The 24,677-nt window shown below is 29.2% G+C and carries 23 protein-coding genes and 1 tRNA gene; 21 read left to right on the top strand and 3 right to left on the bottom strand.

Features of this window, described 5'->3' with window-relative positions:
• Positions 1-57: 57 nt before the first annotated feature.
• The 5 genes from ylqF to topA are packed head-to-tail and all read left to right on the top strand — an operon-like array spanning position 58 to position 5,008.
• Positions 58-894 carry a ribosome biogenesis GTPase YlqF gene (ylqF, locus tag HV819_RS05050; RefSeq protein ID WP_154541641.1) on the top strand — a complete coding sequence of 279 codons (837 nt, stop codon included), beginning with the start codon at positions 58-60 and terminating at the stop codon, positions 892-894.
• Entirely contained in the window at positions 881-1,513 is a 633-nt protein-coding gene (locus HV819_RS05045; RefSeq protein WP_154541639.1) for a ribonuclease HII, read from the top strand. Before ylqF ends, HV819_RS05045 begins: the two co-directional genes overlap by 14 nt.
• Complete coding sequence (locus HV819_RS05040) at positions 1,510-1,869, top strand: YraN family protein (protein ID WP_154541637.1); 360 nt, start codon at positions 1,510-1,512, stop codon at positions 1,867-1,869. Before HV819_RS05045 ends, HV819_RS05040 begins: the two co-directional genes overlap by 4 nt.
• A gap of 1 nt (position 1,870) precedes the next feature.
• Positions 1,871-2,950, top strand: a complete 1,080-nt coding sequence (gene dprA / locus HV819_RS05035; RefSeq protein WP_176269663.1) for a DNA-processing protein DprA — start codon at positions 1,871-1,873, stop codon at positions 2,948-2,950.
• A complete protein-coding gene (gene topA / locus HV819_RS05030; protein WP_176269662.1) occupies positions 2,951-5,008 on the top strand; it encodes a type I DNA topoisomerase in 2,058 nt (685 codons plus the stop codon). It abuts the gene before it with no gap.
• Positions 5,009-5,066: 58 nt separating this feature from the next.
• Here topA and mscL read toward each other — a convergent pair whose 3' ends face one another.
• A complete protein-coding gene (mscL, locus tag HV819_RS05025) occupies positions 5,067-5,480 on the bottom strand; it encodes a large conductance mechanosensitive channel protein MscL (RefSeq protein ID WP_154541633.1) in 414 nt (137 codons plus the stop codon).
• Positions 5,481-5,597: 117 nt separating this feature from the next.
• Here mscL and HV819_RS05020 point away from each other — a divergent pair, with 117 nt between their 5' ends.
• The 5 genes from HV819_RS05020 to HV819_RS05000 all read left to right on the top strand — a co-directional run bounded on the left by HV819_RS05020 (position 5,598) and on the right by HV819_RS05000 (position 9,004).
• The gene (locus tag HV819_RS05020) at positions 5,598-6,182 is read left to right on the top strand and encodes an NUDIX hydrolase (RefSeq protein ID WP_154541631.1); all 585 of its coding nucleotides are present in this window, start codon (positions 5,598-5,600) and stop codon (positions 6,180-6,182) included.
• Positions 6,183-6,256: 74 nt separating this feature from the next.
• Positions 6,257-7,090, top strand: coding sequence for an aminoglycoside 6-adenylyltransferase (locus tag HV819_RS05015; protein ID WP_154541629.1), 834 nt, complete (start codon positions 6,257-6,259; stop codon positions 7,088-7,090).
• An 8-nt stretch (positions 7,091-7,098) separates the two neighbouring features.
• Entirely contained in the window at positions 7,099-8,325 is a 1,227-nt protein-coding gene (locus tag HV819_RS05010) for a D-alanyl-D-alanine carboxypeptidase family protein (protein WP_154541627.1), read from the top strand.
• Between the two features lie 45 nt (positions 8,326-8,370).
• Positions 8,371-8,447: transfer RNA gene (locus HV819_RS05005), tRNA-Arg, on the top strand.
• A 92-nt stretch (positions 8,448-8,539) separates the two neighbouring features.
• Positions 8,540-9,004: a nucleoside deaminase gene (locus tag HV819_RS05000; protein ID WP_154541625.1), complete on the top strand. Its 465-nt coding sequence runs from the start codon at positions 8,540-8,542 to the stop codon at positions 9,002-9,004.
• Between the two features lie 6 nt (positions 9,005-9,010).
• On the opposite strand, the gene HV819_RS04995 is transcribed toward HV819_RS05000, so the two are convergent.
• Entirely contained in the window at positions 9,011-9,409 is a 399-nt protein-coding gene (locus HV819_RS04995; protein WP_154541623.1) for a VOC family protein, read from the bottom strand.
• An 81-nt stretch (positions 9,410-9,490) separates the two neighbouring features.
• Between HV819_RS04995 and HV819_RS04990 the strand changes: the two genes are divergently transcribed.
• The 7 genes from HV819_RS04990 (at position 9,491) to HV819_RS04960 (ending at position 16,917) form a co-directional block, all read left to right on the top strand.
• Positions 9,491-10,435 carry an NAD(P)-dependent oxidoreductase gene (locus HV819_RS04990; protein WP_154541621.1) on the top strand — a complete coding sequence of 315 codons (945 nt, stop codon included), beginning with the start codon at positions 9,491-9,493 and terminating at the stop codon, positions 10,433-10,435.
• Position 10,436: 1 nt separating this feature from the next.
• Positions 10,437-11,051 (top strand): uridine kinase, encoded by a 615-nt coding sequence (gene udk, locus HV819_RS04985; protein WP_154541619.1) that lies wholly within the window; start codon positions 10,437-10,439, stop codon positions 11,049-11,051.
• A gap of 1 nt (position 11,052) precedes the next feature.
• Positions 11,053-12,849: a 1,4-alpha-glucan branching protein GlgB gene (gene glgB / locus HV819_RS04980; RefSeq protein WP_154541617.1), complete on the top strand. Its 1,797-nt coding sequence runs from the start codon at positions 11,053-11,055 to the stop codon at positions 12,847-12,849.
• 1 nt (position 12,850) lies between these two features.
• Positions 12,851-13,327, top strand: coding sequence for an acyl carrier protein (locus HV819_RS04975; RefSeq protein ID WP_154541615.1), 477 nt, complete (start codon positions 12,851-12,853; stop codon positions 13,325-13,327).
• 3 nt (positions 13,328-13,330) lie between these two features.
• Positions 13,331-14,464, top strand: a complete 1,134-nt coding sequence (locus HV819_RS04970; RefSeq protein WP_154541613.1) for an FAD:protein FMN transferase — start codon at positions 13,331-13,333, stop codon at positions 14,462-14,464.
• Positions 14,465-14,551: 87 nt separating this feature from the next.
• Complete coding sequence (locus HV819_RS04965) at positions 14,552-16,030, top strand: DUF1846 domain-containing protein (RefSeq protein ID WP_154541611.1); 1,479 nt, start codon at positions 14,552-14,554, stop codon at positions 16,028-16,030.
• Between the two features lie 110 nt (positions 16,031-16,140).
• Positions 16,141-16,917 carry an enoyl-CoA hydratase-related protein gene (locus HV819_RS04960; protein ID WP_154541609.1) on the top strand — a complete coding sequence of 259 codons (777 nt, stop codon included), beginning with the start codon at positions 16,141-16,143 and terminating at the stop codon, positions 16,915-16,917.
• Positions 16,918-17,320: 403 nt separating this feature from the next.
• Here HV819_RS04960 and HV819_RS04955 read toward each other — a convergent pair whose 3' ends face one another.
• Positions 17,321-19,447, bottom strand: a complete 2,127-nt coding sequence (locus tag HV819_RS04955; RefSeq protein ID WP_229771239.1) for a metallophosphoesterase family protein — start codon at positions 19,445-19,447, stop codon at positions 17,321-17,323.
• A 597-nt stretch (positions 19,448-20,044) separates the two neighbouring features.
• Here HV819_RS04955 and HV819_RS04950 point away from each other — a divergent pair.
• The 4 genes from HV819_RS04950 to dnaB are packed head-to-tail and all read left to right on the top strand — an operon-like array spanning position 20,045 to position 24,677.
• Positions 20,045-20,932, top strand: a complete 888-nt coding sequence (locus tag HV819_RS04950) for a DUF2232 domain-containing protein (protein WP_154541607.1) — start codon at positions 20,045-20,047, stop codon at positions 20,930-20,932.
• Positions 20,922-22,928, top strand: a complete 2,007-nt coding sequence (locus HV819_RS04945) for a DHH family phosphoesterase (RefSeq protein ID WP_154541605.1) — start codon at positions 20,922-20,924, stop codon at positions 22,926-22,928. The genes HV819_RS04950 and HV819_RS04945 overlap by 11 nt, the downstream gene beginning before the upstream one ends.
• Positions 22,909-23,352, top strand: a complete 444-nt coding sequence (gene rplI, locus HV819_RS04940; RefSeq protein ID WP_154541603.1) for a 50S ribosomal protein L9 — start codon at positions 22,909-22,911, stop codon at positions 23,350-23,352. Before HV819_RS04945 ends, rplI begins: the two co-directional genes overlap by 20 nt.
• Positions 23,352-24,677: a replicative DNA helicase gene (gene dnaB / locus HV819_RS04935; protein WP_154541601.1), complete on the top strand. Its 1,326-nt coding sequence runs from the start codon at positions 23,352-23,354 to the stop codon at positions 24,675-24,677. The genes rplI and dnaB overlap by 1 nt, the downstream gene beginning before the upstream one ends.

Raw genomic sequence — 24,677 nt, 5'->3', positions numbered from 1 at the left:
TATAAATGCTTAACAAATAAAAATTAAGATTTTTTATATAAAAAGCTAGGAGGAATTATGAATATAAATTGGTATCCAGGCCATATGAAAAAAACAAAGGAAGAGATAGAAAAATCTCTGAAATTAGTAGATATAATTTTGGAGGTTATAGATGCAAGGATTCCCAAATCATCAAGAAATCCGCTTATTTCTGAAATTGTTAAGGATAAAGAGACAATTATTATAATGAATAAAACAGACCTTTCAGACCCAAAAGAAAATGAGATGTGGGTAAAAAAGTTTGAAGATGAAGGATTGAACGCTTTAAAAATCAATGCCAAAGAGCCTATAAATACAGGAAAAATTTATAAAGTTGCCAAAAATATTTTGAAAGATAAATTTAAGAAAAATGAAGAAAAACAAATAGAAAATGAAAATATAAGGATGATGGTAGTAGGTATTCCAAACTCAGGAAAATCTACTTTTATAAATAACATTGCTAAAAGGAAGGGAACTAGGGTTGGAAATAGACCTGGAGTTACCCAACAAAAACAATGGATAAAGACAAACTCCAATATACTTTTATTGGACACTCCGGGTGTTTTATGGCCAAAGTTTGATAATGAAACGGGACTTGCCCTATCTTTTACTAATGCCATAAAAGATGAGATCTTAAATATAGAGGAGCTTTGCCTTAAATTTATAGAATTTATGAAAGAATCATACCCAGAAAACCTAGAAGAAAGGTATAAAATAGATTCGAGTAAGATGCCTATTGATATATATGATGAAATAGCAATTAAAAGAGGAGCCATTATAAGAAAGGGAGAAGTAGATTACACAAGATGTGCAAATCTTATATTCAATGATTTTAGAAGTGGAAAATTAGGAAGGATTACCATTGAAAAAGCTTAATTATTCTGAATTTAATGATAATATAAGAAAGGAAATTCACGAAAAATATGATCTTATAGCAGGTATAGATGAGGTAGGAAGGGGACCTTTAGCAGGGCCGGTTGTAACTTGTGCAATCATTATGAAAAAGGACTCCCATATTAATGGAGTTACTGATTCTAAGAAATTGTCTAAAAAGAAAATGAAAGATTTATCTCCAAAAATTATAGGTGAATCAGTGGCATATGCCTTTGGCTATGCCAATAATATACTTATAGATAAGGAAAATATAAAGAATGCTACAAAGATTGCTATGAAAGATGCCTTGGAAAAACTTGAAATAAGACCTGAAATTGTACTAATTGATGCTGAAAGAATAGAAACTGATATAAAGCAACTTAATATAGTAAAAGGTGATTTATATGAATATAGCATATCTTGTGCCTCAATACTTGCTAAGTTAAGAAGGGATAAGATAATGGAAAATTTCGCAAAAATTTACCCTTACTATTCTTTTGAAACTAATGCTGGTTATGGTACTAAAAAGCACTATGAAGGCTTAGAAAAATATGGAGAATGTCCAATTCACAGAAAAACTTTTCTAAGGAAATTTAAGGAAAGGCAGCTTTCTTTTTTATGACACAAACTAAAAAAAGGTCAATAGGAAACTTTGGAGAAGATTTGACATCTAAGTACTTGGAAAAAAATGGCTATACTATTCTTGATAAAAATTATCTTAAATCTTTTGGAGAAATTGATATAATTGCTGTAAAAGATGATATTTTATCTTTTGTTGAAGTTAAGACAAGAAAAAATGATAAATTTAAAAGGGCAAGCCTTGATGTAGGATATTTTAAACAAGAAAGGATAAAAAAGGCAGCTCAGGCTTATATAATTGAAAAAAAATTAGATTCTTTTTTAATATCATTTGATGTCTGTGAAGTCTATCTTGAAGAAAGAATTATCCACTATATAAAAAACGCCTTTGGTGATTGACATGAAAAAGAGAGAATTATTAATTTATTTAAATTTTATATACTTGCAAAATAGTTTAATACTTGATTTTTGTGAAAATCTTGATATGGAAAATTTTTTTGACCTTGATAGGAAAATTTTTAATAAGCTGAGTAAGAAAAATTATGACAAAATTTTTAGTCCGAAAAACCTTGAATCTTTCAAATATTATAAGGAAAAAATTATAAAAGGTTCTTATAAAGTTTCCACAATTTATGATAAAGATTATCCGGAAAATTTAAAAAATATATATGATAAACCAGCCTTATTATTCTATAAGGGTGAAATAGAAGAAGATGATAAATATGCTATAGCCTTTATTGGAGCTAGAAAGTGCACCGACTATGGTAAATGGGCAACTAAGAAGATTGTGGAAGGTTTTAAAGATACTAATATAAGAACAGTTTCAGGTCTTGCTTATGGAATCGATGCTATAAGTCATAAGGTAAGCCTTGATAATGGTATAAAAACAATTGGTGTTTTAGGTTGTGGAATAGATAAAATCTATCCTAAAAGAAATAAATTTCTTTATGATAAAATGGAAAATGAAGGACTTATTATATCAGAATTTCCCTTAGGAACAGAACCAATATCTTATAATTTTCCTAGAAGGAATAGAATTATTTCAGGCATAAGTAGAGGAGTTTGTGTGATAGAGGCAAAAGAAAAATCAGGAACTATGATTACAACAAACTTTGCCCTAGAACAAGGAAGAGATGTATTTTGTCTTCCTGGAAATATAAATTCTATATATTCAAAAGGCTGTAATAAGCTAATTCAAGAAGGCTCAAAACTTGTTATGGATGCAAGTGATATAATAGATGAGATTGAAGATTTTAAAAATTTAAAGACAAAAAAAACTATTTTAAACCTAGATTTACTTGATAAAGATAGTGTAGATGTAGTAAAGTATATAATCGATAATCCATCTTCAAGTGCGGATGATATTTCAATTAATTTATCACTTCCAATTGAAGATGTAAGTTATATACTCATTTCTTTAGAGTTAAAAGATTATATAGAAAATATAGGAAATAATGAATACGTAAGTAAGGGTGATTAAATGGCTAAAAATTTAGTAATTGTAGAGTCTCCAACTAAGGCTAAGTCTATAACTAAGATGCTGGGCTCAAACTATAAGGTTAAGGCAACCTATGGGCATCTTAGAGATTTGCCAAAATCTAAGCTTGGAGTTGATATTGAAGATGATTTTGAACCTAAATATATAAAGGTTAGGGGAAAGGCGAAGACTATAAATGAGCTCAAAAAAGAAGCGGATAATGCTCAAAATGTATATCTTGCAACAGACCCTGATAGGGAAGGTGAGGCTATTAGCTGGCATTTACAATATCTATTGGGTCTTGATAAAAATGAAAAAAATAGGGTTGAGTTTCATGAAATAACTAAAAATAATGTAAAAAATGCTATCAAAAATCCAAGAAAAATTGATCAAAATCTTGTTGATAGTCAACAAGCTAGAAGGGTGATGGATAGGATTGTAGGTTATGAAATATCTCCTATTCTTTGGAAAAGAGTTAAATCTGGACTTTCAGCAGGTCGTGTTCAATCAGTAGCACTAAAACTTATAGTAGATAGGCAAAAGGAAATTGATGCTTTTAAGCCAGAAGAATATTGGACAATAAGCGCTAAGCACAAAGAAGAAAAGATAGAATTTGAATCAGAATTTTATGGAACAAAATCTAAAAAGATAAAAATATCCAATGAAAATGGAGCTGATAAAATTCTTAATAAAATAGATAAGGATAAGTTTGGAGTAGTTGATATATCTAAAACAAAGAAAAAAAGAAAGGCTCAAAAACCATACACTACTTCAACTTTGCAACAAGATGCTTCAAATAAACTGGGTTTTTCCACCAAATACACAATGAGCCTTGCCCAACAACTATTTGAAGGAATTGACCTTGGAGATAAAGGTAGAGTAGGACTTATTACTTATATGAGAACTGATGCTACAAGACTTTCTAGTGAGATTATTGGAGAAAGTTTATCATATATTAAGGAAAAATATGGAAGTAAGTATGCTTCAAATGGAAGAAATTATTCCAAGAAGTCAAAACAGACTCAAGATGCCCATGAGGCGATTAGACCAACATCTATATACAATGACCCTATTTCGGTAAAAGATTACCTTACAGACCAACAATACAAGCTATATAAGATGATTTGGACTAGGGTAGTCCAATCCCAAATGACAGACTATGAATACTTATCTACATCTATATCGCTTGATTCAAATGGAATAGTATTTAAGGCTAGTGGAAAGATTACCTTATTTGATGGTTTTATGAAGGTATCTTCGTCTAAGGAAAATGAAAATTTCTTACCAGATTTAGAAAAAGGTGATGTAATAAAGGCAACAAGTATCACAAAAAATCAACACTTCACAAAGCCACCTGCAAACTATACAGAAGCATCTTTAGTAAAGGTATTAGAAGAATATGGAATAGGTCGCCCTTCTACCTACTCATCAACCATAGCTTCAATTATTTCAAGAAATTATGTTGAGTTTGAAGACAGAAAAATACTACCTACTAAACTAGGCATAAGGGTAAATGACTTTTTACAAGAAAACTTTAATGATGTAATAAATGTAGAATTTACAGCAAAGATGGAAAATGAGCTTGATAGGATAGCTCAAGATGAAGTTTATTGGAAAGATGTACTTAAAGGATTTTATGAAGGGTTCGAAAAAGACTTAAATGCTGTATCAAAAGATACAAATGACTATAAAGTAAAAGATAAAATTCTTGATGAAAAATGTCCTAAATGCGGTTCTCCTTTAGCAATTAAGCATGGTAGAAATGGTAAATTTATAGGTTGTACAAACTTTCCTGATTGTAATTTTACAAAGTCAATTATAAAAACCACAGGTGTAAAATGCCCTAAGTGTAATGATGGAGAGCTTATAGAGAAAGTATCCAAAAAAGGCAAAAGATTTTATGGTTGCTCAAATTTTCCATCTTGTGATTATGCTACATGGGATACGCCAACAGGAGATAGGTGTCCTGAGTGTGGAGACTTGTTAGTTCACAAGAAAAATAGGTCAACTGATGAGATAAAATGTAACTCATGTGATTATGTAAAAGAAAAGATAAGATAATAAAGAGTGATGAGCAGGATAAAATCTTTTATCCTACAACATCACTTTTTTAAATAAATTATTTGATTTCTTCTGAAAAACCTTCAAGCTTAGATGTGCAGTGAGGACATCTTGTAGCTTCAATGTTGATTTCACTTTTGCAGTGAGGACAAATTTTTGTAGTAGCTTCTTCTTTAACTTCTTCTTTTCTTTTAGCCTTAGCTAAAGTTTTTACTATCATAAATAGGAATAATGAAATAATTAAAAATGTTATAATTGCATTAATAACATTACCTACTTGTAGTTTTGCACCAAATATATCAAAAACTAAGTCTTTATAGTCAACACCTGCTGTTAGTCCTGAAATAATAGGCATAAGTATACCCTCTACAATAGCATTTACTATTGCTGTGAAAGCAGACCCCATAACAAGACCTATAGCCATGTCAATTACGTTACCTTTTGAAATAAAATCTTTAAATTCTTTCCACATAAAAACTCCTCATATTAATAATTTTTATTAATATACCCAATTTATTTGATGATTTTATTTTTTTTAAAATATAAAGATGTAGTATAGTATAATTAAACAATAGAAAGGTTTTTTTAAATGAAAAGTATACAAGTTGATGATGAATTTTATAAGAAAATTTCAAATTATGCAGTTTTTATTCCCTTAGTTGAAATAAATGGCAAAGATCATATACTTTTTGAGATAAGATCAAATATAGTAAAGCAACCTGGAGAAGTATCCTTTCCCGGTGGAGGACTTGAGTATGGAGAAAGCTTTGAGATGGCAGCCATAAGAGAGACTATGGAGGAGCTTAACTTAAATGAAAAAGACATAGAACTTATGGGATATTCATCTATGATTTTATCTTCTTCAAATAGACATATAAAGGCATTTTATGGTAAAATTTGTAGAGAATTTGAAAATATAAGCTATAATCAAGAAGTATCTTCACTTTTTACAGTAGATATTAATTATTTTATTAATAATCCACCTAAAAAATATACGGCAAAGCTTGATATGAATTTTCCTAAAGATTTTCCTTTTGACAAGATACCAAATGGAAAAGATTATAATTTTCATAATTATTTTCATACTATGTACTTTTATGACACCAAGCCAGTTATATGGGGATTAACTGCCAAATTACTTAAAGATTTTATTAAAATCTATCAAAAGCGATAATTATTATATGAGATTACCTTTTTGTGGTAAAATTATGATATGTAAGAAAGACTTTGTAAAAGAAAGATAGGGATATGAAAAATTATATTATAGAAAAATTAGAAGATTATTCTAAGTCTAATGATAAAGTCAAAGCTTTATTTTATATAAAAGAAGACAATAATGATGAGCATTTTTCAGAAGTTTATCTTCTTATGAAAGAGATTATTATTTCTAAGATGAAAGAAGACTTAGAAATAATATTTGATGATTTTGTTTTAATTAATAAGAAAAAAGGTTATTTCAGGATAGAGAAAAGAGATCAGCAATTTACAAAATTCGAAATATTTACCTTGGATTCCACAAAAATTACTGTAAATATCATTCATAATGACTTAAAAGTTGATTTTATAAAAAGTCTTAAGGGTGATTTAAATTTTATATACGATGAAGATGGAATAGAAAGTGAGTTAGAAAGAGAAGAAAATTTATATAAGATGCCTAAGGCATATGAATTTGAAGAGTGTAGTAAGAATTTCTTCTCTATGTCTTTAGATACTTCTTTCTCACTTTTATCAAGGGATAAGATAAGTGCAAGTTTTAAAATGCAAGCTTTAAGAGATGAGCTATATAAACTATTAAATTGGTACATAATAGATAAGTACAATGGAGGAATGGATATAGGTCTTTATGGTAATAATCTTATCCATACTCTTGAAGCAGATATCAGAGATGATCTCGTAGAAATTTTTTCGAATTCTGATATTATAGATACTTATACAGCAATATTTAAATCTTGTCAGATATTTAGGAAAATTGGAATGGAATTTGCTAAGAAAAATAATTTTACCTATCCAAAAAGAGATGATGTGTATAGCCTTAAGCTACTTAGAAAAAATTACAAAAAGATGGAGAGTCTTTTAGCGTAGGAGTATAGATGAAAAGAGGGAAGAAAACACTTATATTTTTCTTAAGTTTAATCTTTATAATCTCTCCACTTGTTTCTTTTGCTGATGATAGTGAAAGACAAGCTGGAGATAATATTGTAGGGGTAGATGAAAATGTAAGAGCCTATATAATAGGAAATGAAGAAAATGGAGATATATTCTATCAAAAAGATGCAGAGACTAAATATCCTATAGCATCTATGTCAAAGCTTATGACTTTTCTTTTGGTAAGAGATCAAATTGATCAAGGCAAGCTAAGTCTTGACACAAAAATAAAGGGAACAAAAGAGGCTGAAGAACTTACAGGGCCAGGATATTCAAAGCTTGGAATAAAAGAAGGGGAAGAATATACTGTAAAAGAACTCATTACAGGTTTAATTGTAGTAAGTGGTAATGACTGTGCAAATCTTTTGGCAACAAGTATTTCTGGAAGTGAAGATAAATTCGCGCAAAATATGAATGAAAAAGCAAAAGAATTAGGTCTTACTAGTCAAGAATTTTATAATGCTTCTGGCCTTAATACAGAAGATAATAAGCAAAATTCCTCATCTGCCAAAGATTTATTTGAGCTTGTAAGAATTATTCTTGATAAGTATCCAGATATATTAGAATATTCTAAAATTAGAGAGATAAATGACTCAAAAAGAGGAATCAACGAGAAATCTACTATTCCGCTTATAGGAGAGATTGATGGTGTAGATGGACTAAAGACTGGAACAACTGAAGAGGCAAAGAGTTGTCTAACTACAACTATAGATATGTCAAAGCTTAATAATAAAAATAATTATAGGGCAATAGGCATAGTTATGGGTGCTAGTGATAAAGAGGTCAGGGATATGGCTATGACTGATTTAATATATTATGTATCAAGAGTTTTTAACTTCAAAAAAATAGCTGATACAAATCATCCTTTAAAGTCCGTAAGGGTAAACTCAGTAAAAGAAGGTTATGTAGAGCTTTATCCAAGTGAAGATTTAAGTTTTATTGTAAAAGATAATACTATGCCTAGTGTAAAATATGACATAAATAAAAATATTAAGGCTCCTATAAAAAAAGGAGAAGTCTTTGGTAAGGCCAATATTTCATATAATGATAAGAATTATGAAATTGACCTAGTTAGCAATAAAGAACAAGAAAGAGCAAGTGACTTTACGAGATTTAAAAGAACTATATCTGATGCTTGTGATTTTTTAGTCAAATGTATAATAGCTAGATAGAAAAAGTTTTACTTTTTCTATCTTTATGTTATACTTATAAAGTAAGTCTTGGTAGCTCAGCTGGATAGAGCACCGCCCTCCTAAGGCGGGTGTCGGAGGTTCGAATCCTCTCCAGGACGCCAAAATTATAAGGGAAAGATTGATTTACAGTCTTTCCTTTTTCTTATCTTAAATAAAATATATAATAATAAACTAAAAAATTTAAGGAGAAATTATGGACGATAGATTTTACATGAAAGAAGCCATAAATGAAGCTAAACTTGCAAAACTTGAAGATGAAGTTCCTATAGGATGTGTTATTGAAAGAGGTGGAAAAATTATAGGAAGGGGTCATAACTATACCTTTAAGGGAAAATCCGCCTTAAAACATGCTGAAATTATTGCCATAGACAAGGCTACAAAAGTTGTAGGAGATTTTAGGCTATCAGATTGTACAATGTATGTAACAATGGAACCTTGTTCTATGTGTGCAGGTGCTATAATAAATTCGAGGATAAAAAGACTAGTAATTGCTCTTGCTGATGTAAAAAGAGGAGCTTGTGGGTCAAATACCAACATAACTGGAGATAGGACTCAGTTACACTACCTTGATGCAGAATTTGGTTTAATGAAAGATGAAAGTCATAAATTGTTGAAAGATTTTTTTGAAAATTTAAGAAAAAGAAAAAAGCCGAACTAAGTCGACTTATGTATCTGCAATTATTTGCCAATGAACATTATATTTATCAATAAGAGTTGTGAATAATTTCTTATTAATTTTTTGGGGTTCCATTAAAATTATAGATTCTTCTTTTAATTTTTGAAAGGCCTTATATAAATTTTCGCTATTTGTTTCTATAACAACCCTTCCATTGTTACCATTTACCCAATGTTTATCATCTGTAGTATCAAATAAATAAACATTATTACCATATATCTCAAGCTTTGAATTATAAATCCTATTTCTTACATCTTTAGGGAAGTTATAGCACTCGAAGTCTGAGTATCTTATTATTTTTTTCGGGAAATCTATACCAAATATATCACAATAATATTCTATTGCTTCCAAGCATTTTCCCTCTTTAAATGAAATTCCTACTGCCATTATTAAATCCTTTCTTTAATTAAATTTATCATATTGGTATAATATAATCAAGATTATTAAGTAAATATAAAAGGAGTAATTATGAAAATATCTTTAATAGATCCGTTAGTTGTAGATGATAAAAAAATTAAGGCTCACAAAAAAAAGCTAGAAGAATTAGGACACGAATTTGAATATTTCAAAGAAAGTGCTAAAGGTGATGATGAGATTATAAAAAGACTTGAAAATAGTGAAGTTGCTATGATTACTAATAATAAATTTTCCAGAAATGTAATAGAAAACACCAATCTTAAATTGATAGATGTTGCCTTTACAGGTGTTGATCATGTTGATCTTAAGGCTTGTGATGAAAATAATATTATAGTTGAAAATGCAAGTGGGTATTCCGATGATTCAGTAGCTGAGCTTGTAATTGGACTTATTATTTCAGTTATGAGAAAGTTTGACCTAAATAAGAAAAATATGTATGAAGATGAAAATAATAATCTTTTAGGACAAGTAATTAAAGGGAAAAAGGTTGGAGTAGTTGGTACAGGTAAGATAGGACTTAGGGTAATAGAATTATTAAAGGCATTTGGTGCAGAAATCTTAGCCTATAATAGAAGTGAAAAAGATAAGGCTAAGAAATTAGGAGCTAAGTACGTAAGTCTAGAAGAGTTGTTAAAAGAATCTGATATTGTTACAATTCATCTTCCACAAAATGATGAAACAATTGGATTTATTGGACAAAAAGAATTAGATTTGATGAAGGATAAGTCTATTTTAATAAATTGTGCAAGAGGGCCAATAGTAGATAATAACTATCTTGCTAAGTTATTGAATGAAGATAAGCTTAGGGCAGGAATTGATGTATTTGATATGGAACCTCCAATAGATAAGAATTACCCATTAAGAAATGCTAAGAACGCAGTTTTGACTAATCATATAGCATTTTTTACCCAAGAGGCTATGAATATAAGATGTGATATAGTATTTGACAACTTATATAAGTTCTTGAATGGGGAAATATCAAATAGAGTAAATTAAGATGGAAAGTAAGATTATTGCTATAGCAGGGGGATCTGCAAGTGGAAAAAGCACTATTGTAGATTATATTAAAAATTACTTTGCTGATGATTTATTTGTTATGGGTCATGATAATTATTATAAAGCCCATAATGATATTCCTTTTGAAAAAAGGGAAAAATTAAACTATGATGAGCCTAATGCCTTTGACAATGAAATGTTTATTAGGGATTTAAAAAGACTCAAAAGTGGTAAGGAAATTGATATGCCTATCTATGATTATAATATCCATACTAGAAGCGATAAAACTGTCCATGTATCACCTAAAAAGATTATCCTTATTGAAGGAATTTTAGTTTTATATGATAAAATGATAAGGGATATTACTGATACTATGGTATTTGTAGATGCTGATAGCGATGTTAGGCTTCAAAGAAGAATATTAAGAGATACAAAGGAAAGATCAAGGTCGCTTGATTCAGTACTAACTCAATATATTAAGCAAGTTAAGCCTATGCATGAAAAATATGTAGAGCCTACAAAAAAATATGCAGATATCATAATTCCTAGAGGAGCAAAAAATACTAGGGGTATTGAAATACTGATAAAACATATAGAAGATTTATTAAAGGAATAATATGGATGTTAAAATTTTGGATGTTGATTATGAAAATCTAAAATCCTATATAAGTGGAGATAACTTTACGGCTTTTGATATTTTTGGAGCAACAAAGTATGAAGATGGTTATATATTTAGATTATATGCACCTAATGCAAATAGGGCCTTTATAAGAGGTGATTTTTCAAATTGGGAAGATATTGAAATGTACAAAGATGAAGAATTTGGATATTTCTTTAAATATATAAAGGCAAAAGAGGGAGATTTTTATAAGTATCTTTTGGAAAATAATGGATTTAGATTTGAAAAATTTGACCCTTATGCAAACTACCTTGACCAAGCTCCTCAATTTGCATCAAAAATTGTAGATACGTCATTTGAATTTACAGATGATAAATGGCTTAAAAAGAGAAATAAAAATTTTGATAAACCCTTAAATATATATGAAATTCATATAGGTTCTTGGCTAAAATATGGAAAAAATTTAAATATACTTGATATAGCAGATAAATTGATTTTTTATATAAAGAAAATGGGGTATAGCCATATTGAGCTTATGCCTCTTACAGAACATCCTTATTATCCTTCTTGGGGCTATCAAGTTTCAGGCTTTTTCGCATTTACTTCAAGGTATGGCTCTATCAATGATTTACAAAAATTTATAAATCTTTGCCATAAAAATGATATAGGAGTAATATTAGATTTTGTCGTAGTTCATTTTGCTGAAGATTTTTATGCTTTGAAATACTTTGATGGAGATAGCCTTTACGAACCTGATTATAAAGATTTACAATACTCACAGTGGGGATCTTTAAACTTTGATTTTTCAAAGGGCCATGTTAGAAGTTTTATGAAATCAGCTATAAATTTTTGGATAGAAAAGTGTCACTTAGATGGAATAAGGATAGATGCAGTATCTAATATGATTTATAATGATGGAAATAAAAATAGGGGTTTAAATAAAGCTAATATTAGATTTTTAAAAGAACTTAATTCCTATTTAGATAAAAGGTATCCAAGTTTAATGAAAATTGCAGAAGATTCATCTTCTTATGAATTTGTTACAAGTAAGAATGGTAATGATAGCCTTGGATTTGACTATAAGTGGGATTTAGGGTGGATGAATGACACTTGTAAGTACTTTGAAATTGATTCTATTAATAGGATTAAGCATCAAGGAAAGATTAATTTTTCTATGTACTATTTTTATAGGGAGAATTTTATACTTCCACTTAGCCATGATGAGGTAGTTCATTTAAAAAAACCTATGATTTTAAAGATGAATGGATCTTATATTGATAGGTTTAAAGAACTTATGCTTTTATACACATATCAAATAACTCATCCTGGGAAAAAACTTAACTTTATGGGAAATGAGTTAGCAACCTTTGATGAGTGGGACGAAAATGAGTCTTTAAATTGGGATATATTGAAATTTCCAATCCATGATAACTTCAAAAAATATATTAGGTCTTTAAATAACCTATATTTAAAAAATAAGGCCTTTTATGAAAAAGACTTTGTTGAGGATGGTTTTTCGTGGAAGGTTGTTGACGATAATCAAAATTCAGTCTTTGTTTATGAAAGAAGAGCCAATGATTCGAGATTTCTTGTGGTATTGAATATGACAAATACCTATAAGAAATCTTATGAGGTTTCATTTGATGAAGACTTAACTTTTATAGAAAGATTAAATAATTTATCCAAAGATTTTGGATATGATAAAGAAAAAAGAGATGATATAAAAATTAGCAAGGGGGAGAATCTTAAACTTGAGCTTTGGGAATATGAAGCCCTAGTTTTTGAAATAAAATAAGATGGCAAGAAATGATAAAGCTATCAATCTATCATGGTTGGTAGAAAAATGGACAATTTGGGATAATCCATATCTTAAAAATATTTGGTTAAATTTAAAAACGCTTGATCTTGTAAGAATTATGGAAGATGTAGACACAAATGAAGATATAGAAGAATCTTATATTGATATAGAACAGAATATGGAAGAGTTTGTCTGTATGCCTGGAAAAGAGGCTGTAAATGGGAAGCTTGCTCGTGAAGCTTTTATAGATATGCTTGATAGTCACATTAAGGATAGGTTCTTTGAAAACTATAATGAATATGCTCAAGGTGAAGAGTTTTTAGATATTATTTATGAATTGGGTCTTGAGAATAAACTTCAGGCTTTTAGAGAAAAAATAGCTGGCGATATCTTATTGAATTGGGCTAATGAAGAGAATATTAAGGTTGTTAAGGATATGGATACAATTAATATATATAATAGGGATAAATTTTAATTTATGATAAAAAAAAGCGTATTAGCTCTTATACTTTTACTTAATTTAACTGCTTGTTCTAATAAAGAAGTTAAGAAAGTAGAACCTGCATCAAAAGAAAGTTTAGGTATAGAGGATAAGAAAAAATCTAGCAAAGATGATACAAGTGCATCCGAGCTTCAAAAATATGAAACAAGTATATATGATTATTTTGATACTATAACATCTTTTACAGCTTACTGTAAAAATGAAGATGAATATAATAAGTATAAGGAATTAGTAGAAAGTGAAATGGCAAAATACCATAAACTTTTTAATAATTATGATTCATATAAAGATATAAATAATATCACAACCATAAACGAAAAAGCTGGAAAAGAGAAGGTAAAGGTTGATCAATCCATAATAGATCTTATAAAAGAAGGTAAGAAATGGTACAAAGAAACTGATGGTGATATTAATATAGCCTATGGAAGAGTATTACAGATTTGGTCGGATTACAGAGAAGAGGGTCTAAATAACAAGGATAAGGCAAGACTTCCTAAAGATGAAGAATTAGATGAAGCAAGTAAGCATAAAAATATAGATGCTATTGAAATTGATGAAAATGAAAAAACAGTATATATAAGTGATCCTGATGTTCAAATTGATATTGGTGGTATAGGTAAGGGCTATGCAACAGAACTTATAAAAAGAGATTTGATTAAAAATGGACTTAAAAGTGGTCTCTTATCAGTTGGAGGAGATGTGGCAATAATTGGAAATAATCCAAAAAAAGGTGTAGATAATTTTAAGATTGCTATAAAAGATCCTTCTTTATCTGAAAAAAATCCTTATGCTGCAATAGTATCTGTAAAAAATACTTCAGTTGTTACAAGTGGAGATTATGAAAGGTTTTATGAGGTAGATGGCAAAAGATACCATCATATTATAGATCCAAAGACAAACTATCCATCAACAAACTTTAAATCAGTTTCAGTTATCCTAGATGATATTGGCCAAGCAGATGCGTTATCTACAGCTCTTTTTATAAAAGATCTAGATGAAGGTAAGAAACTGTTAGAAAAATTTAAGGCAGAGGCAATGTGGATAGATAAAGATAATAAAGTGTATAAGAGTGCTGGTTGGGATAAATTTGATGTTAGTGATGAAAATTAGGTACGTTTTATCGTATCTTTTTTTTATTTTATATAAAAAAGTCATTTTTTATATGGTATAATGTAATCTGTATTATAGGAGGTAGGTATGGAAAAAAAAGCTTTTAATAATGATAAATATATAGAAATTCAATCAGAAAAAATTGAAGAAAGAATTAAAGAATTTGACAAGTTATATCTAGAATTTGGTGGTAAACTTTTCGATGATGCGCATGCATCTAGAGTTTTGCCAGGTTTTCTACCTGATTCCAAACTTCAAATGTTGAAGAAACTTAAGGATATTACTGAAATAGTAATAGTAATAAATGCAAATGATATCGAATCAAATAAAATTAGATCAGATCTTGATATAGGTTATGATAGTGAGGTTTTAAGATTAAAGTCTGCTTTTGAAAATTTGGGATTTTTTGTAAACTCTGTAGTTATAACACAATTTGATAATCAACCACAAGCTATTAAATATGCTAAGTATCTAGATAGTCTAAATATTAAAAATTATAAGACATATGATATAGAAGGTTATCCAAATAACATTCCTAATATCATAAGCAAGGAAGGATTTGGAAAAAATGATTATATAGAAACTCAAAGAGACCTTGTTGTAGTTACAGGACCAGGTCCAGGAAGTGGAAAACTTGCTACTTGTCTTTCTCAGATGTATCTTGAAAATGAAAGAGGAATAAATGCAGGATATGCTAAGTTTGAAACATTTCCAGTATGGAATCTCCCACTAAAACACCCTGTAAATATTGCTTATGAGTCTGCTACAGCTGATCTTAATGATGTGAATATGATAGATCCTTACCACCTAGAGGCTTATGGAAAAACTACAGTAAATTATAATAGAGATGTAGAAGCCTTTCCAATATTAAAGCAAATGTTTGAAAGAATATCAGGATCTTGCCCTTATAAGTCACCTACAGATATGGGGGTAAACATGGTTGGTTTTTGTATAGAAGATGAAGATAAAACTATAAAGGCCAGCAAGGATGAGATTATACGAAGATATTATAATGCTTTAGTTGACTATAAACTTGCAAAAATAGACTTTAAACCAGTAGAAAAAATAGAATTTTTAATGAGTGGACTTAATCTTGAAGCAAGTGATAGAAAAGTAGCTGTAAGAGCACGTGAAAAGCAAAAACAAAGTCATGTAGAAAGTTTCGCTATTCAACTTAGTGATGGAGAGATAGTTACTGGCAAAAAATCAACTCTTATGTCTGCACCTGCAGCCTGTATTTTAAATGCTTTAAAAAAAGTTGCTGGTATAAATGATGACATACCACTTATATCACCGCATATACTTGAACCAGTGTTAAAGCTTAAAGAAGATATTTTAAAAGAAAAGGATGAGTCATTGTCAGTAAATGATGTTTTAATAGCTTTATCCATATCTGCTACAACTAATCCTGTGACTCACCTTGCTATGGAAAAATTAGCTTACCTTAAAAATTTAGATGTACATTCAACAAATATTTTAGATGAAAGTGATAAGAAAACTCTTCTTAAAATGCACTTTAACCTAACTCAAGAACCGGTTTTGTCACAAGATTATATAAATTTATAAAAAGCACCCTATGGGTGTTTTAATTTTAAGTTGCTTGACAAAAATTAAACAATAGTATATCATATAAAATATAGTTAGAAATCGTTATATAAATTTAAAGGAGATTTACAATGAATAATATTAAGCTAAATGTTGAAAATGAAATTGCTTATGTTACTATCGACAGACCAAAAGCTCTTAATGCTCTTAATACTGAAACTTTAAAAGAATTAAATGAAACTTTTAATGACATTAGAAGTAGAAAAGATGTTAAAGTTTTGATTCTTACAGGTGGTGGAGAAAAATCTTTTGTAGCTGGTGCTGATATCTCTGAAATGGTTAACTCTAATTCTCAACAAGCAAGAGATATGAGTTTACTCGCTTATGAAACATTTAATATGCTTGAAGAAATGCCACAAGTTACTATAGCTGCTGTAAATGGATTTGCCTTAGGTGGTGGATGTGAAATTTCTATGGCTTGTGATATAAGAATAGCAAGCAAGAATGCAAGATTCGGTCAACCTGAAGTAGGTCTTGGAATAATACCAGGATTTGGTGGAACACAAAGGCTTCCTAGATTAGTGGGAAAGGGAATTGCTAAAGAATTAATATTTACAACAGACTCAATCAAAGCTGATGAAGCTTATAGAATTGGTCTTGTAAATCATGTAGTTGAAAAAGAAGAGTTAATTGATTATTGTACACAAATGGCTGAAAAGATAAAAGCTCAAGCAAGTTATGCAGTAACTTTAGCAAAACAAGCCATAAATCTTGGACTAGAATCAGATCTTCATACAGGTATCCAACTTGAAGCAAATACTTTTGCATCAACATTTGATACTCATGATAAAAAAGAAGGGATGACAGCATTCTTAGAAAAAAGAAAAGCAGATTTAAAAGACTTTTAAAAAAATTAATGAAAAATGACTATTGCAGATTCTGCAGTAGTCATTTTTTTAAATTAAGAATTATTTTAATTTCTTATAAATAAAAATTAATGGGCTCTAAGTCAAAATGACAATTTTTATGAAAAATTCCATATAAATGGGGCAATATATAGTAAATTTAATGATGAAATTATTAAATAAAATGATAATGAATAATTTAAAAAGGTAAAATGTGATTACGATTTAAATATATAGTTATCTATACTTTAAGATGAAATATGGGAATATAATTTTAATGGTAACAATTTAATAATTATTATTAAGTTTACATATGATTTGAAAATCGGTCTGTTGCAATTAGTGATGTGTACTTTCTTTACTTGTTTTTCTAGTAAAGAGAGTACATATCATTAATAAGAAGTTCTTATTTTTTATCATCATATTCTACATAGGCAAAGTAATGATCTCTTTCATTTAAGTCTTCATTTTCATAGGTTTCAATGACTTCACTATTTATTGACTTAACAAGATCGATTATATAAGAACGAAGATTTGCCCTTCCAAGAATTTTCCTTCCCATATTTTCTTTTATATCAGTAACTTTTTTATATGATACAATAAATTTAGCTATATCAACTCCCTTAACTGCTCTTTTTTTCAAGATAAACTTAGCAATAAAGGTTAAAAGCTGATGAAGATTATTTGATTTTCTTTTTATATAAGTTATTATACCTTGGAAAAAAAGTCCCCTACTAGTAAGAAGAGTATCGAAAAATTCATCTTTAGATCCATTTTTTTCAAATGAAATATTTTTAGTTAAAAATTCAAAGATTTCATTTATTTCACTTTCACAATAATCAATAACTGTATCAGTTATAGAAAAATCCGGGTTGTTAAGTTTTGCCATAAATTCTACTACATAAGATGGAGTGCTTTTTTCATTTAAGTTTTTGTATTGATAAATATAGTTCGAAAAATCATAAAGAGTTTGGTCATGATTTTTGCCTATAGGCATAGAAAGTACCTTTTTCATAAGCTTATCATAATAATAAATGATATTGTCTGTGGTCATAATCTTATCTTCGAACTGCTTTACCAATATTTCTATGCACTCTTCTAAATCACTCGTTTTTATATAGGCATGAGATCTATAAGCATCTATTTTTATAAATGATTCATCTTTAAGTTTAATATAAGATACATCACCAAACTTATCAATGTGAAATGGAAATTTATCCATGTATTTATCAAAAATTTCTTCAAGATAAAGTTTATTTGAAAGATGTATTTTTAGCGTTCTACTTAAATTATTTAAGATTAGTTCTTTTATATCCATATTTGAAATCAATGGGTTTTTAGCCATTGAATGGACATAGTTAAATAATACATCCTTTAGACTTAATTGATTTTCTAGGGCATATTTTATGGAATTACTTATTTTCTTATCTTCACCCTTTAAGTCAGTAAATTCAAATGATTTTATAAGCTGAGTTTTCATATCAAGTGAAAAACCCTTAAAATCTTCTATATCATCATAAGCGTTAATTTGTCTTATAGGGAGGGGATAAGTTACAGTAGAGCCTGTTTGGATATTAAATATTTCATTTCCACATTTTGACTTATATTTGGCAGTTCCATTTTCATGGAGGTGACCTGTAAAGACAAATTTAACTTTCATATCAGCCAAAACTTCTATGGGTAGTTTATTATTTATACGCTTATCGGAATCTTCATATTTTTTATTCCAATTTTTAATGATAAAAGGTCCAAGTACCAATCTTTGATTTCTGAAGTTTGGAATTAAGGCATGGTGAGCTAGGACAAAAATCATATCCTTTCTTTTTTTAGCTTTTTCAATCTCATCTACGGCCCATTTCATAAGATTTTTATCAAGAGCTCCAACTACATTATTTTTTCTATCTTTATGATTTTGTTCATAGTCTAGTGAATAAATTGAAGAATCTAAAAATATTAGAGATATAGAATTTTTATTTGACAGCTTATCATCAAGTCTTGCTGCAAAAGAAAGATAACCCTGGCAGTAGTATTTATCCCTATCATCTCTTGCATATTTTTTATTAAGTATATCTAGATATTTCTTAAAATGATAACTATCCTTATAAAAACTTATAATATTGTTTTTATAAGTAAAATCATATATATCGAAAAAATCTTTAGGTTCAATAGTTTTAGTATTTTCAAGTTTTCTATAATTATATGCTTGGTAGTTATTTATATCGTGATTTCCAGGAATTAGAAAGATTCGCCTATCCTTATCTTCATCTTTCCATTTTTTAAGGATAGAGGATACTTCAAGGTGAGATTTTAATTCACCATCTTTTGTCAAATCTCCTGGTATTAGAAGATATTTACTTTCATTTGTGCTTGCAAGTTTTAAGGCCTCTTTTAAAAGTCCTTGCCCCTCTACTAAAAATTTCCTATCATATTTTACAGCCATATTAAATTCTTTATTATCTGCCATTAATTCTCTAGATAAAATATGGGTATCAGAAATAATGGTAAAGCTTATCTTATTTTTATCTTTATTCAAAATTACACTTCCTTGTACACTTTCTTTATATCAATATACCATAAGAGTCTTGATTTATAAATTCTAAGATTATGAGTTGAATTTTATAAACGTTTATTTTTTATAGCGGTTAATTTTGATGACTCAGATTACTTCACTCAACCAGGTCTTTTATACAATGCTATGACTGAAGATCAATATGTGAAATACTGCAAGGGCTATTGGGAATTCAACATATCAAATTAAACATAGGTGGATTGATTTATACTATCAAGCTGATTAAGACTATGGAAAAAGGCTTGCAAAAGCTTTAGAAATTGATATAAATGATGTAGACTTAAATCTTCCAAAAAGAGACAGTGAAGAAAGAAATTTTAAGGCAAACAATGATCATCCAGAATTAAATAAACCATCTAGGAACTTAAGTGAAAAAGATTGGAAAGAGATAAAAACAGATTATGATCCTACAAAGTTTATAGATCCAGAAGATGATCCATATCTATTATAATGATATAATAAATTTTTAAGAAAGCTAGCCTTAAAAAGGTTAGCTTTTTTTGTGAAAAATTGTATAATCTATTTAATAAACGTCCTATAAAAAATTAAGAAAGGATTTTTATGATAGAAAAATCAAATAAGAAAAATGATGCCTTGTTATTTGCTATAATAAGTTCGATTGTTTTATTTTTATCACAATATTTACTGGTTTTTTCTTTAAGTATTCCCATACTTATGACTATAAAATTAGGAATGTATGATAAGAAAGAAACTTTTATATACTTGTTTTTAACAGGTTTATTTTCATCTATTCTGGATTTAAGCCTTACACTTATAGTTTTATCTCCAAGTCTTATCTTTTCATTACTTATTATTTTTTTAATAAGAAGAGATATAGAAGATAAAACTAGCCTTTTTATATTGACGTCACTTACATCAATATTTATATTGACTTTACTTGGGTATATTTATAGTAAAGGTTACATAGACTTTAAAATAATCGTAGGCGAGTTGTCAAAAGCTTTTGAAAGTGAGGGAGTTGAACTTGATGAAATATTTATAGTAAACGCTCTTAGAACAATTCCTGCAATGTGTGTAATATTAAATCTTATTTATAATTTTATTTGTCTAAAACTTATAAGAAATTACCTTAATTACAGGGATGATAAGATTAGGGATTTAATAAGTATAAATAGATTTAGGTTGGAAATTAAGGATATTATTATATTATTTATAATATTTTTATTAATTTCCACCTTTGCATATTTTCTAGGTTTAGACTTTGAAATTATTAAATTAAATGCTTTATCAGTTACAATGAGTCTGTTACAGATAAATGGTCTATTGTTATTAGATTATTTTTCAGCAAAAAAATCAAAGCTTACTAGATTTATAAATTGGGTTTTGATATTCTTTGTATTTGCAATTTTATCAGATGTTTTTGCTGTAATTGGAGCAATTGATGTAGTATTTAATATAAGAGAAAAAGTGAGGCAATATGAAAGATAAACTTAAGTTTTTTACTAAAGAAAATTATATATTTTTACTTATCTTACCTATTTTAGTATCTATAGTATTATTTTTTTATGAAAAAATATTTGCAACTATTGGATTGATACTTTCTATAGTCTTATATTTTTATATAAAAAAACTAGATGAGGATAAGAGAGATTTTTTTCAAGAATATATAGATGAGATGGATTATTCCTTTGATGAAATAACAAAAAATGTTGTATTTCAAATGCCCTTTCCAATTGTTATACTTGAAGATGGTAAAATGATAAAATGGCATAATTCAAATTTTAAAGATATATTTGAAGCCAAACATTTAATAGGCAAAAGTGTAAATAATTTTATAAGCGATTTTAGCGAGGTAGATTTTGATAGAGAATCATCAAAGCCTATTACTGTAAAAATATATGATAAAACTTATGAATTTTATTATTCAACCATAAAAAGGGATAAGTTTGATAAAGATCTTACCTTTGTATATGGAATAGATAATACAAGTGATGAAAATATAAAAAAGATATTTAAAGATAGAAGACTTGTTGTATTGTCCATGTATATAGACAATTATGATGATTTAAGGCAATCTACTAAGGCAAGTGATAGATCCTCTCTTACAGGTGAGATTGATAGGATTATAATGAACTACTTTGAAGAGTATGGGGCTATGGTTAGAAAGTATGAAAATGATAGATATATAGTAATGCTACACTTTGATGATTATAAAAAAATCTATGAGTCAAAGTTTAAGATTCTTGACCTTGTAAGAGAAGTGGATAGGGGAAATACTATTCAACCTACTTTATCAATAGGGGTAGGCCTTGCGGGGAAAAAACCATTAGATGTATATGAAGATTCAAGAATATCAATAGACATTGCCCTATCTCGTGGCGGAGACCAAGTTGTTATTAAAGAGGGAGATAATTATGAATATTTTGGAGGAAAATCAAAAGCAACTGAGAAAACTTCAAAAGTTAGATCAAGGGTGATATCTCAAGCTCTAAAAAGACTTATTGAGTCTTCTTCAAAGGTTTTTGTTATGGGTCATAACAATCCGGATATGGACTCCTTTGGCTCAGCTCTTGGAGTTTATGAAATAGTAAAAAGTACTGGAAAAGATTGTTATTTCTTACTTAATGAAGTTAATAAACCCATAGAAAATATATATAATAGGACAGTTGATAGTTTAGACGGATTTAGGGAGAATGTAATAACAGAAGTTAGGGCACTTGAATTAATGGATCAAGCATCCCTTGTAATTGTTACAGATAATCACAGGAAAAATTCAACTGAAGCTCCATCACTTCTTGATAGGACTGACCAAATTGTAGTAATAGATCATCATAGGAGAGGGAATAATTATATAAGAAATGCAACGATTTCGTATATAGAGCCTTATGCATCAAGTGCAAGTGAGCTTGTAACAGAGATTTTAAATTACTTTGATGAATCCTTTAAGGCAAGAGTTCCGGTTGCAGAGGCCCTTCTTGCAGGTATAACCGTAGATACTAAGAATTTTGTTTATCAAACTGGTGTAAGGACGTTTGAAGCTGCATCAATCTTAAAAAGATGGGGGGCAGATTCAATTATTATAAAAAGAATGTTTAAAGATGACTTTGAAATAGTAAAATATAAGTCTGAGGTTATAGCTGACTCCTCTGTTGTAAATGACTTCATAGCTATAGGACATTTTAATAGAGAAATGGATGGCTCAACCTTAATAGCAAGCCAGGCAGCAGATGATTTGTTAAATATAAAAGGAGTTAAGGCAAGTTTTGTTTTAACAAGATCAAATGATAGAATTCACATATCTGGTAGAAGTCTAGGTGATATATCTGTCCAACTTATTCTTGAAAGAATCGGTGGAGGTGGTCATTTAACAGCAGCCGCAACCCAACTAGATATGGATATAGATGAAGCAGAGCTTATGCTTAGGAAAGCAATTAATGAATACTTAGAAGAGGAGATGACAGAAGATGAAGATAATTTTAACTGAAGATGTTAAGAAAATTGGGAAAAAGGGTGAAGTTGTAAATGTAAAGCAAGGATACTTTAGAAACTATATCCTTCCAAACAATCTTGGAATCGAAGCTAATAAGGAAAATTTAGCTAAGCTTAGAGAACATCAAGCAGAGATTAAAAAGCAAGAAGATGAAAATATAGCTAAGGCTAAGGAAAATAAAGAAAAAATTGAAAATACTGAAATCACTATTAAGGTTAGAGCTGGAGAAGAAGGAAAATTATTCGGTTCTATTACCAGCAAGGATATAATGGAAGCTTTAAATAAAAAGAATATTGAAGTTGACAAAAAGAAAATAGATAAGACTGATAAGATTGATTCTTTGGGAGAATATACAGTAGATATCAAGTTATACCAACAAATAAGTGCAAGTTTAAAAGTTATAGTTGAGGCAGAATAATGGAAGAAAGTCTTAGGCAAATGCCTAGTGACATTCGTTCAGAAATGGCTATAATTGGATGTATATTAACAAAAAATGAAACCATAGACCAGGCTATAGAATTAATAAAGCCATATGAGTTTTATGATTCAAGATGTCAAAGAATTTATAAGACTTTGATTTCTATGTATCAAAAGGACATAAAAATAGATGAAGTAAGTCTTATATCAAAATTAAAATCAGAAAACATTTTGGAAGAAGTAGGGGGAGAGGAGTTCATTGCAGAGATAACACTCTCCTCATTTTATACTCCAAATATTGACCAATATGCTGAAAATGTCAAAGAAAAGGCCTTACTTAGGGCTCTTATTACAACATGTGAAGAGATAGTAGGAGAATCCTATAGTGAGAAAAAAGAAGCTAAAGATGTAATAGAGAAAGCTGAGTCAAGGATATTTGAAATAAGCCAGAATAATCTTGATAAGGGTCTCATTAGAGTCTCCGATACCATGGATGATACCATAAGACAACTTGAGCTTTTAAGTTTAAATGATGGAAAGATAACAGGGGTTACAACAGGTCTTTCAACAGTTGATGATAAACTTTCAGGTCTTCAAAACTCTCAATTAATTCTTCTTGCAGCAAGGCCAGCTATGGGAAAAACCGCCTTAGGACTTACTATGGCTTGGAATGCAGCAAAAGTTGGAAAATCAGTAGCGTTTTTTTCGCTTGAGATGTCTACATATCAGCTTAATCAAAGGCTTATCTCAATGGTTTCTATGATTGAGCTTGAAAATATAATAAATGGTCAACTTGAAGCAGATGAGTGGATTGCCATAGTTGAAGCTATAACAAGTATAAAAGAAAAAGATCTTTATGTTGATGAAACGGCGGGAATTACTTTATCGGAATTAAGGAGTAAGTGTAAAAGACTAAAGGCTGAATCAGGCCTTGATCTTGTAGTCATAGATTATTTACAGCTTATGACAGGGGAAGGAAGATTTGACAATAGACAACAAGAGATTGCAAATATTTCTAGGGGGCTTAAGTCTTTATCAAAAGAAATAAATTGCCCAATTCTTTCTCTTGCACAGTTATCCCGTGAGGCTGATAAAAGAAGTGACCATAAGCCAATCTTATCAGATCTTCGTGAATCAGGGGCAATAGAGCAAGATGCCGATGTTGTAATGCTTTTATATAGGGAAGATTACTATGACGAGGAAGACAATCCGAATGTTGCAAAAGTAATACTTGCCAAACATAGAAATGGTCCAACAGGTATTATGGAACTATTCTTCCATAAGAAATGTACAACCTTTACAGACCTTAGCTTAAAAGAAGAGTAA

Source organism: Anaerococcus faecalis, assembly GCF_013371425.1.
GTDB lineage: Bacteria > Bacillota > Clostridia > Tissierellales > Peptoniphilaceae > Anaerococcus > Anaerococcus porci.
This window is presented reverse-complemented; position numbering and strand designations above follow the sequence as displayed.

Coding starts and splice junctions, on each gene's coding strand:
- ylqF (WP_154541641.1), top strand. CDS start 58: ATGAATATAAATTGGTATCCAGGCCATATGAAAAAAACAAAGGAAGAG.
- HV819_RS05010 (WP_154541627.1), top strand. CDS start 7,099: ATGAAAAGAGGGAAGAAAACACTTATATTTTTCTTAAGTTTAATCTTT.
- HV819_RS05020 (WP_154541631.1), top strand. CDS start 5,598: ATGAAAAGTATACAAGTTGATGATGAATTTTATAAGAAAATTTCAAAT.
- HV819_RS04975 (WP_154541615.1), top strand. CDS start 12,851: ATGGCAAGAAATGATAAAGCTATCAATCTATCATGGTTGGTAGAAAAA.
- rplI (WP_154541603.1), top strand. CDS start 22,909: ATGAAGATAATTTTAACTGAAGATGTTAAGAAAATTGGGAAAAAGGGT.
- HV819_RS05015 (WP_154541629.1), top strand. CDS start 6,257: ATGAAAAATTATATTATAGAAAAATTAGAAGATTATTCTAAGTCTAAT.
- HV819_RS04950 (WP_154541607.1), top strand. CDS start 20,045: ATGATAGAAAAATCAAATAAGAAAAATGATGCCTTGTTATTTGCTATA.
- HV819_RS04945 (WP_154541605.1), top strand. CDS start 20,922: ATGAAAGATAAACTTAAGTTTTTTACTAAAGAAAATTATATATTTTTA.
- HV819_RS04990 (WP_154541621.1), top strand. CDS start 9,491: ATGAAAATATCTTTAATAGATCCGTTAGTTGTAGATGATAAAAAAATT.
- HV819_RS04960 (WP_154541609.1), top strand. CDS start 16,141: ATGAATAATATTAAGCTAAATGTTGAAAATGAAATTGCTTATGTTACT.
- glgB (WP_154541617.1), top strand. CDS start 11,053: ATGGATGTTAAAATTTTGGATGTTGATTATGAAAATCTAAAATCCTAT.
- HV819_RS05000 (WP_154541625.1), top strand. CDS start 8,540: ATGGACGATAGATTTTACATGAAAGAAGCCATAAATGAAGCTAAACTT.
- HV819_RS05040 (WP_154541637.1), top strand. CDS start 1,510: ATGACACAAACTAAAAAAAGGTCAATAGGAAACTTTGGAGAAGATTTG.
- dnaB (WP_154541601.1), top strand. CDS start 23,352: ATGGAAGAAAGTCTTAGGCAAATGCCTAGTGACATTCGTTCAGAAATG.
- mscL (WP_154541633.1), bottom strand. CDS start 5,480: ATGTGGAAAGAATTTAAAGATTTTATTTCAAAAGGTAACGTAATTGAC.
- HV819_RS04995 (WP_154541623.1), bottom strand. CDS start 9,409: ATGGCAGTAGGAATTTCATTTAAAGAGGGAAAATGCTTGGAAGCAATA.
- HV819_RS04970 (WP_154541613.1), top strand. CDS start 13,331: ATGATAAAAAAAAGCGTATTAGCTCTTATACTTTTACTTAATTTAACT.
- HV819_RS04965 (WP_154541611.1), top strand. CDS start 14,552: ATGGAAAAAAAAGCTTTTAATAATGATAAATATATAGAAATTCAATCA.
- topA (WP_176269662.1), top strand. CDS start 2,951: ATGGCTAAAAATTTAGTAATTGTAGAGTCTCCAACTAAGGCTAAGTCT.
- dprA (WP_176269663.1), top strand. CDS start 1,871: ATGAAAAAGAGAGAATTATTAATTTATTTAAATTTTATATACTTGCAA.
- udk (WP_154541619.1), top strand. CDS start 10,437: ATGGAAAGTAAGATTATTGCTATAGCAGGGGGATCTGCAAGTGGAAAA.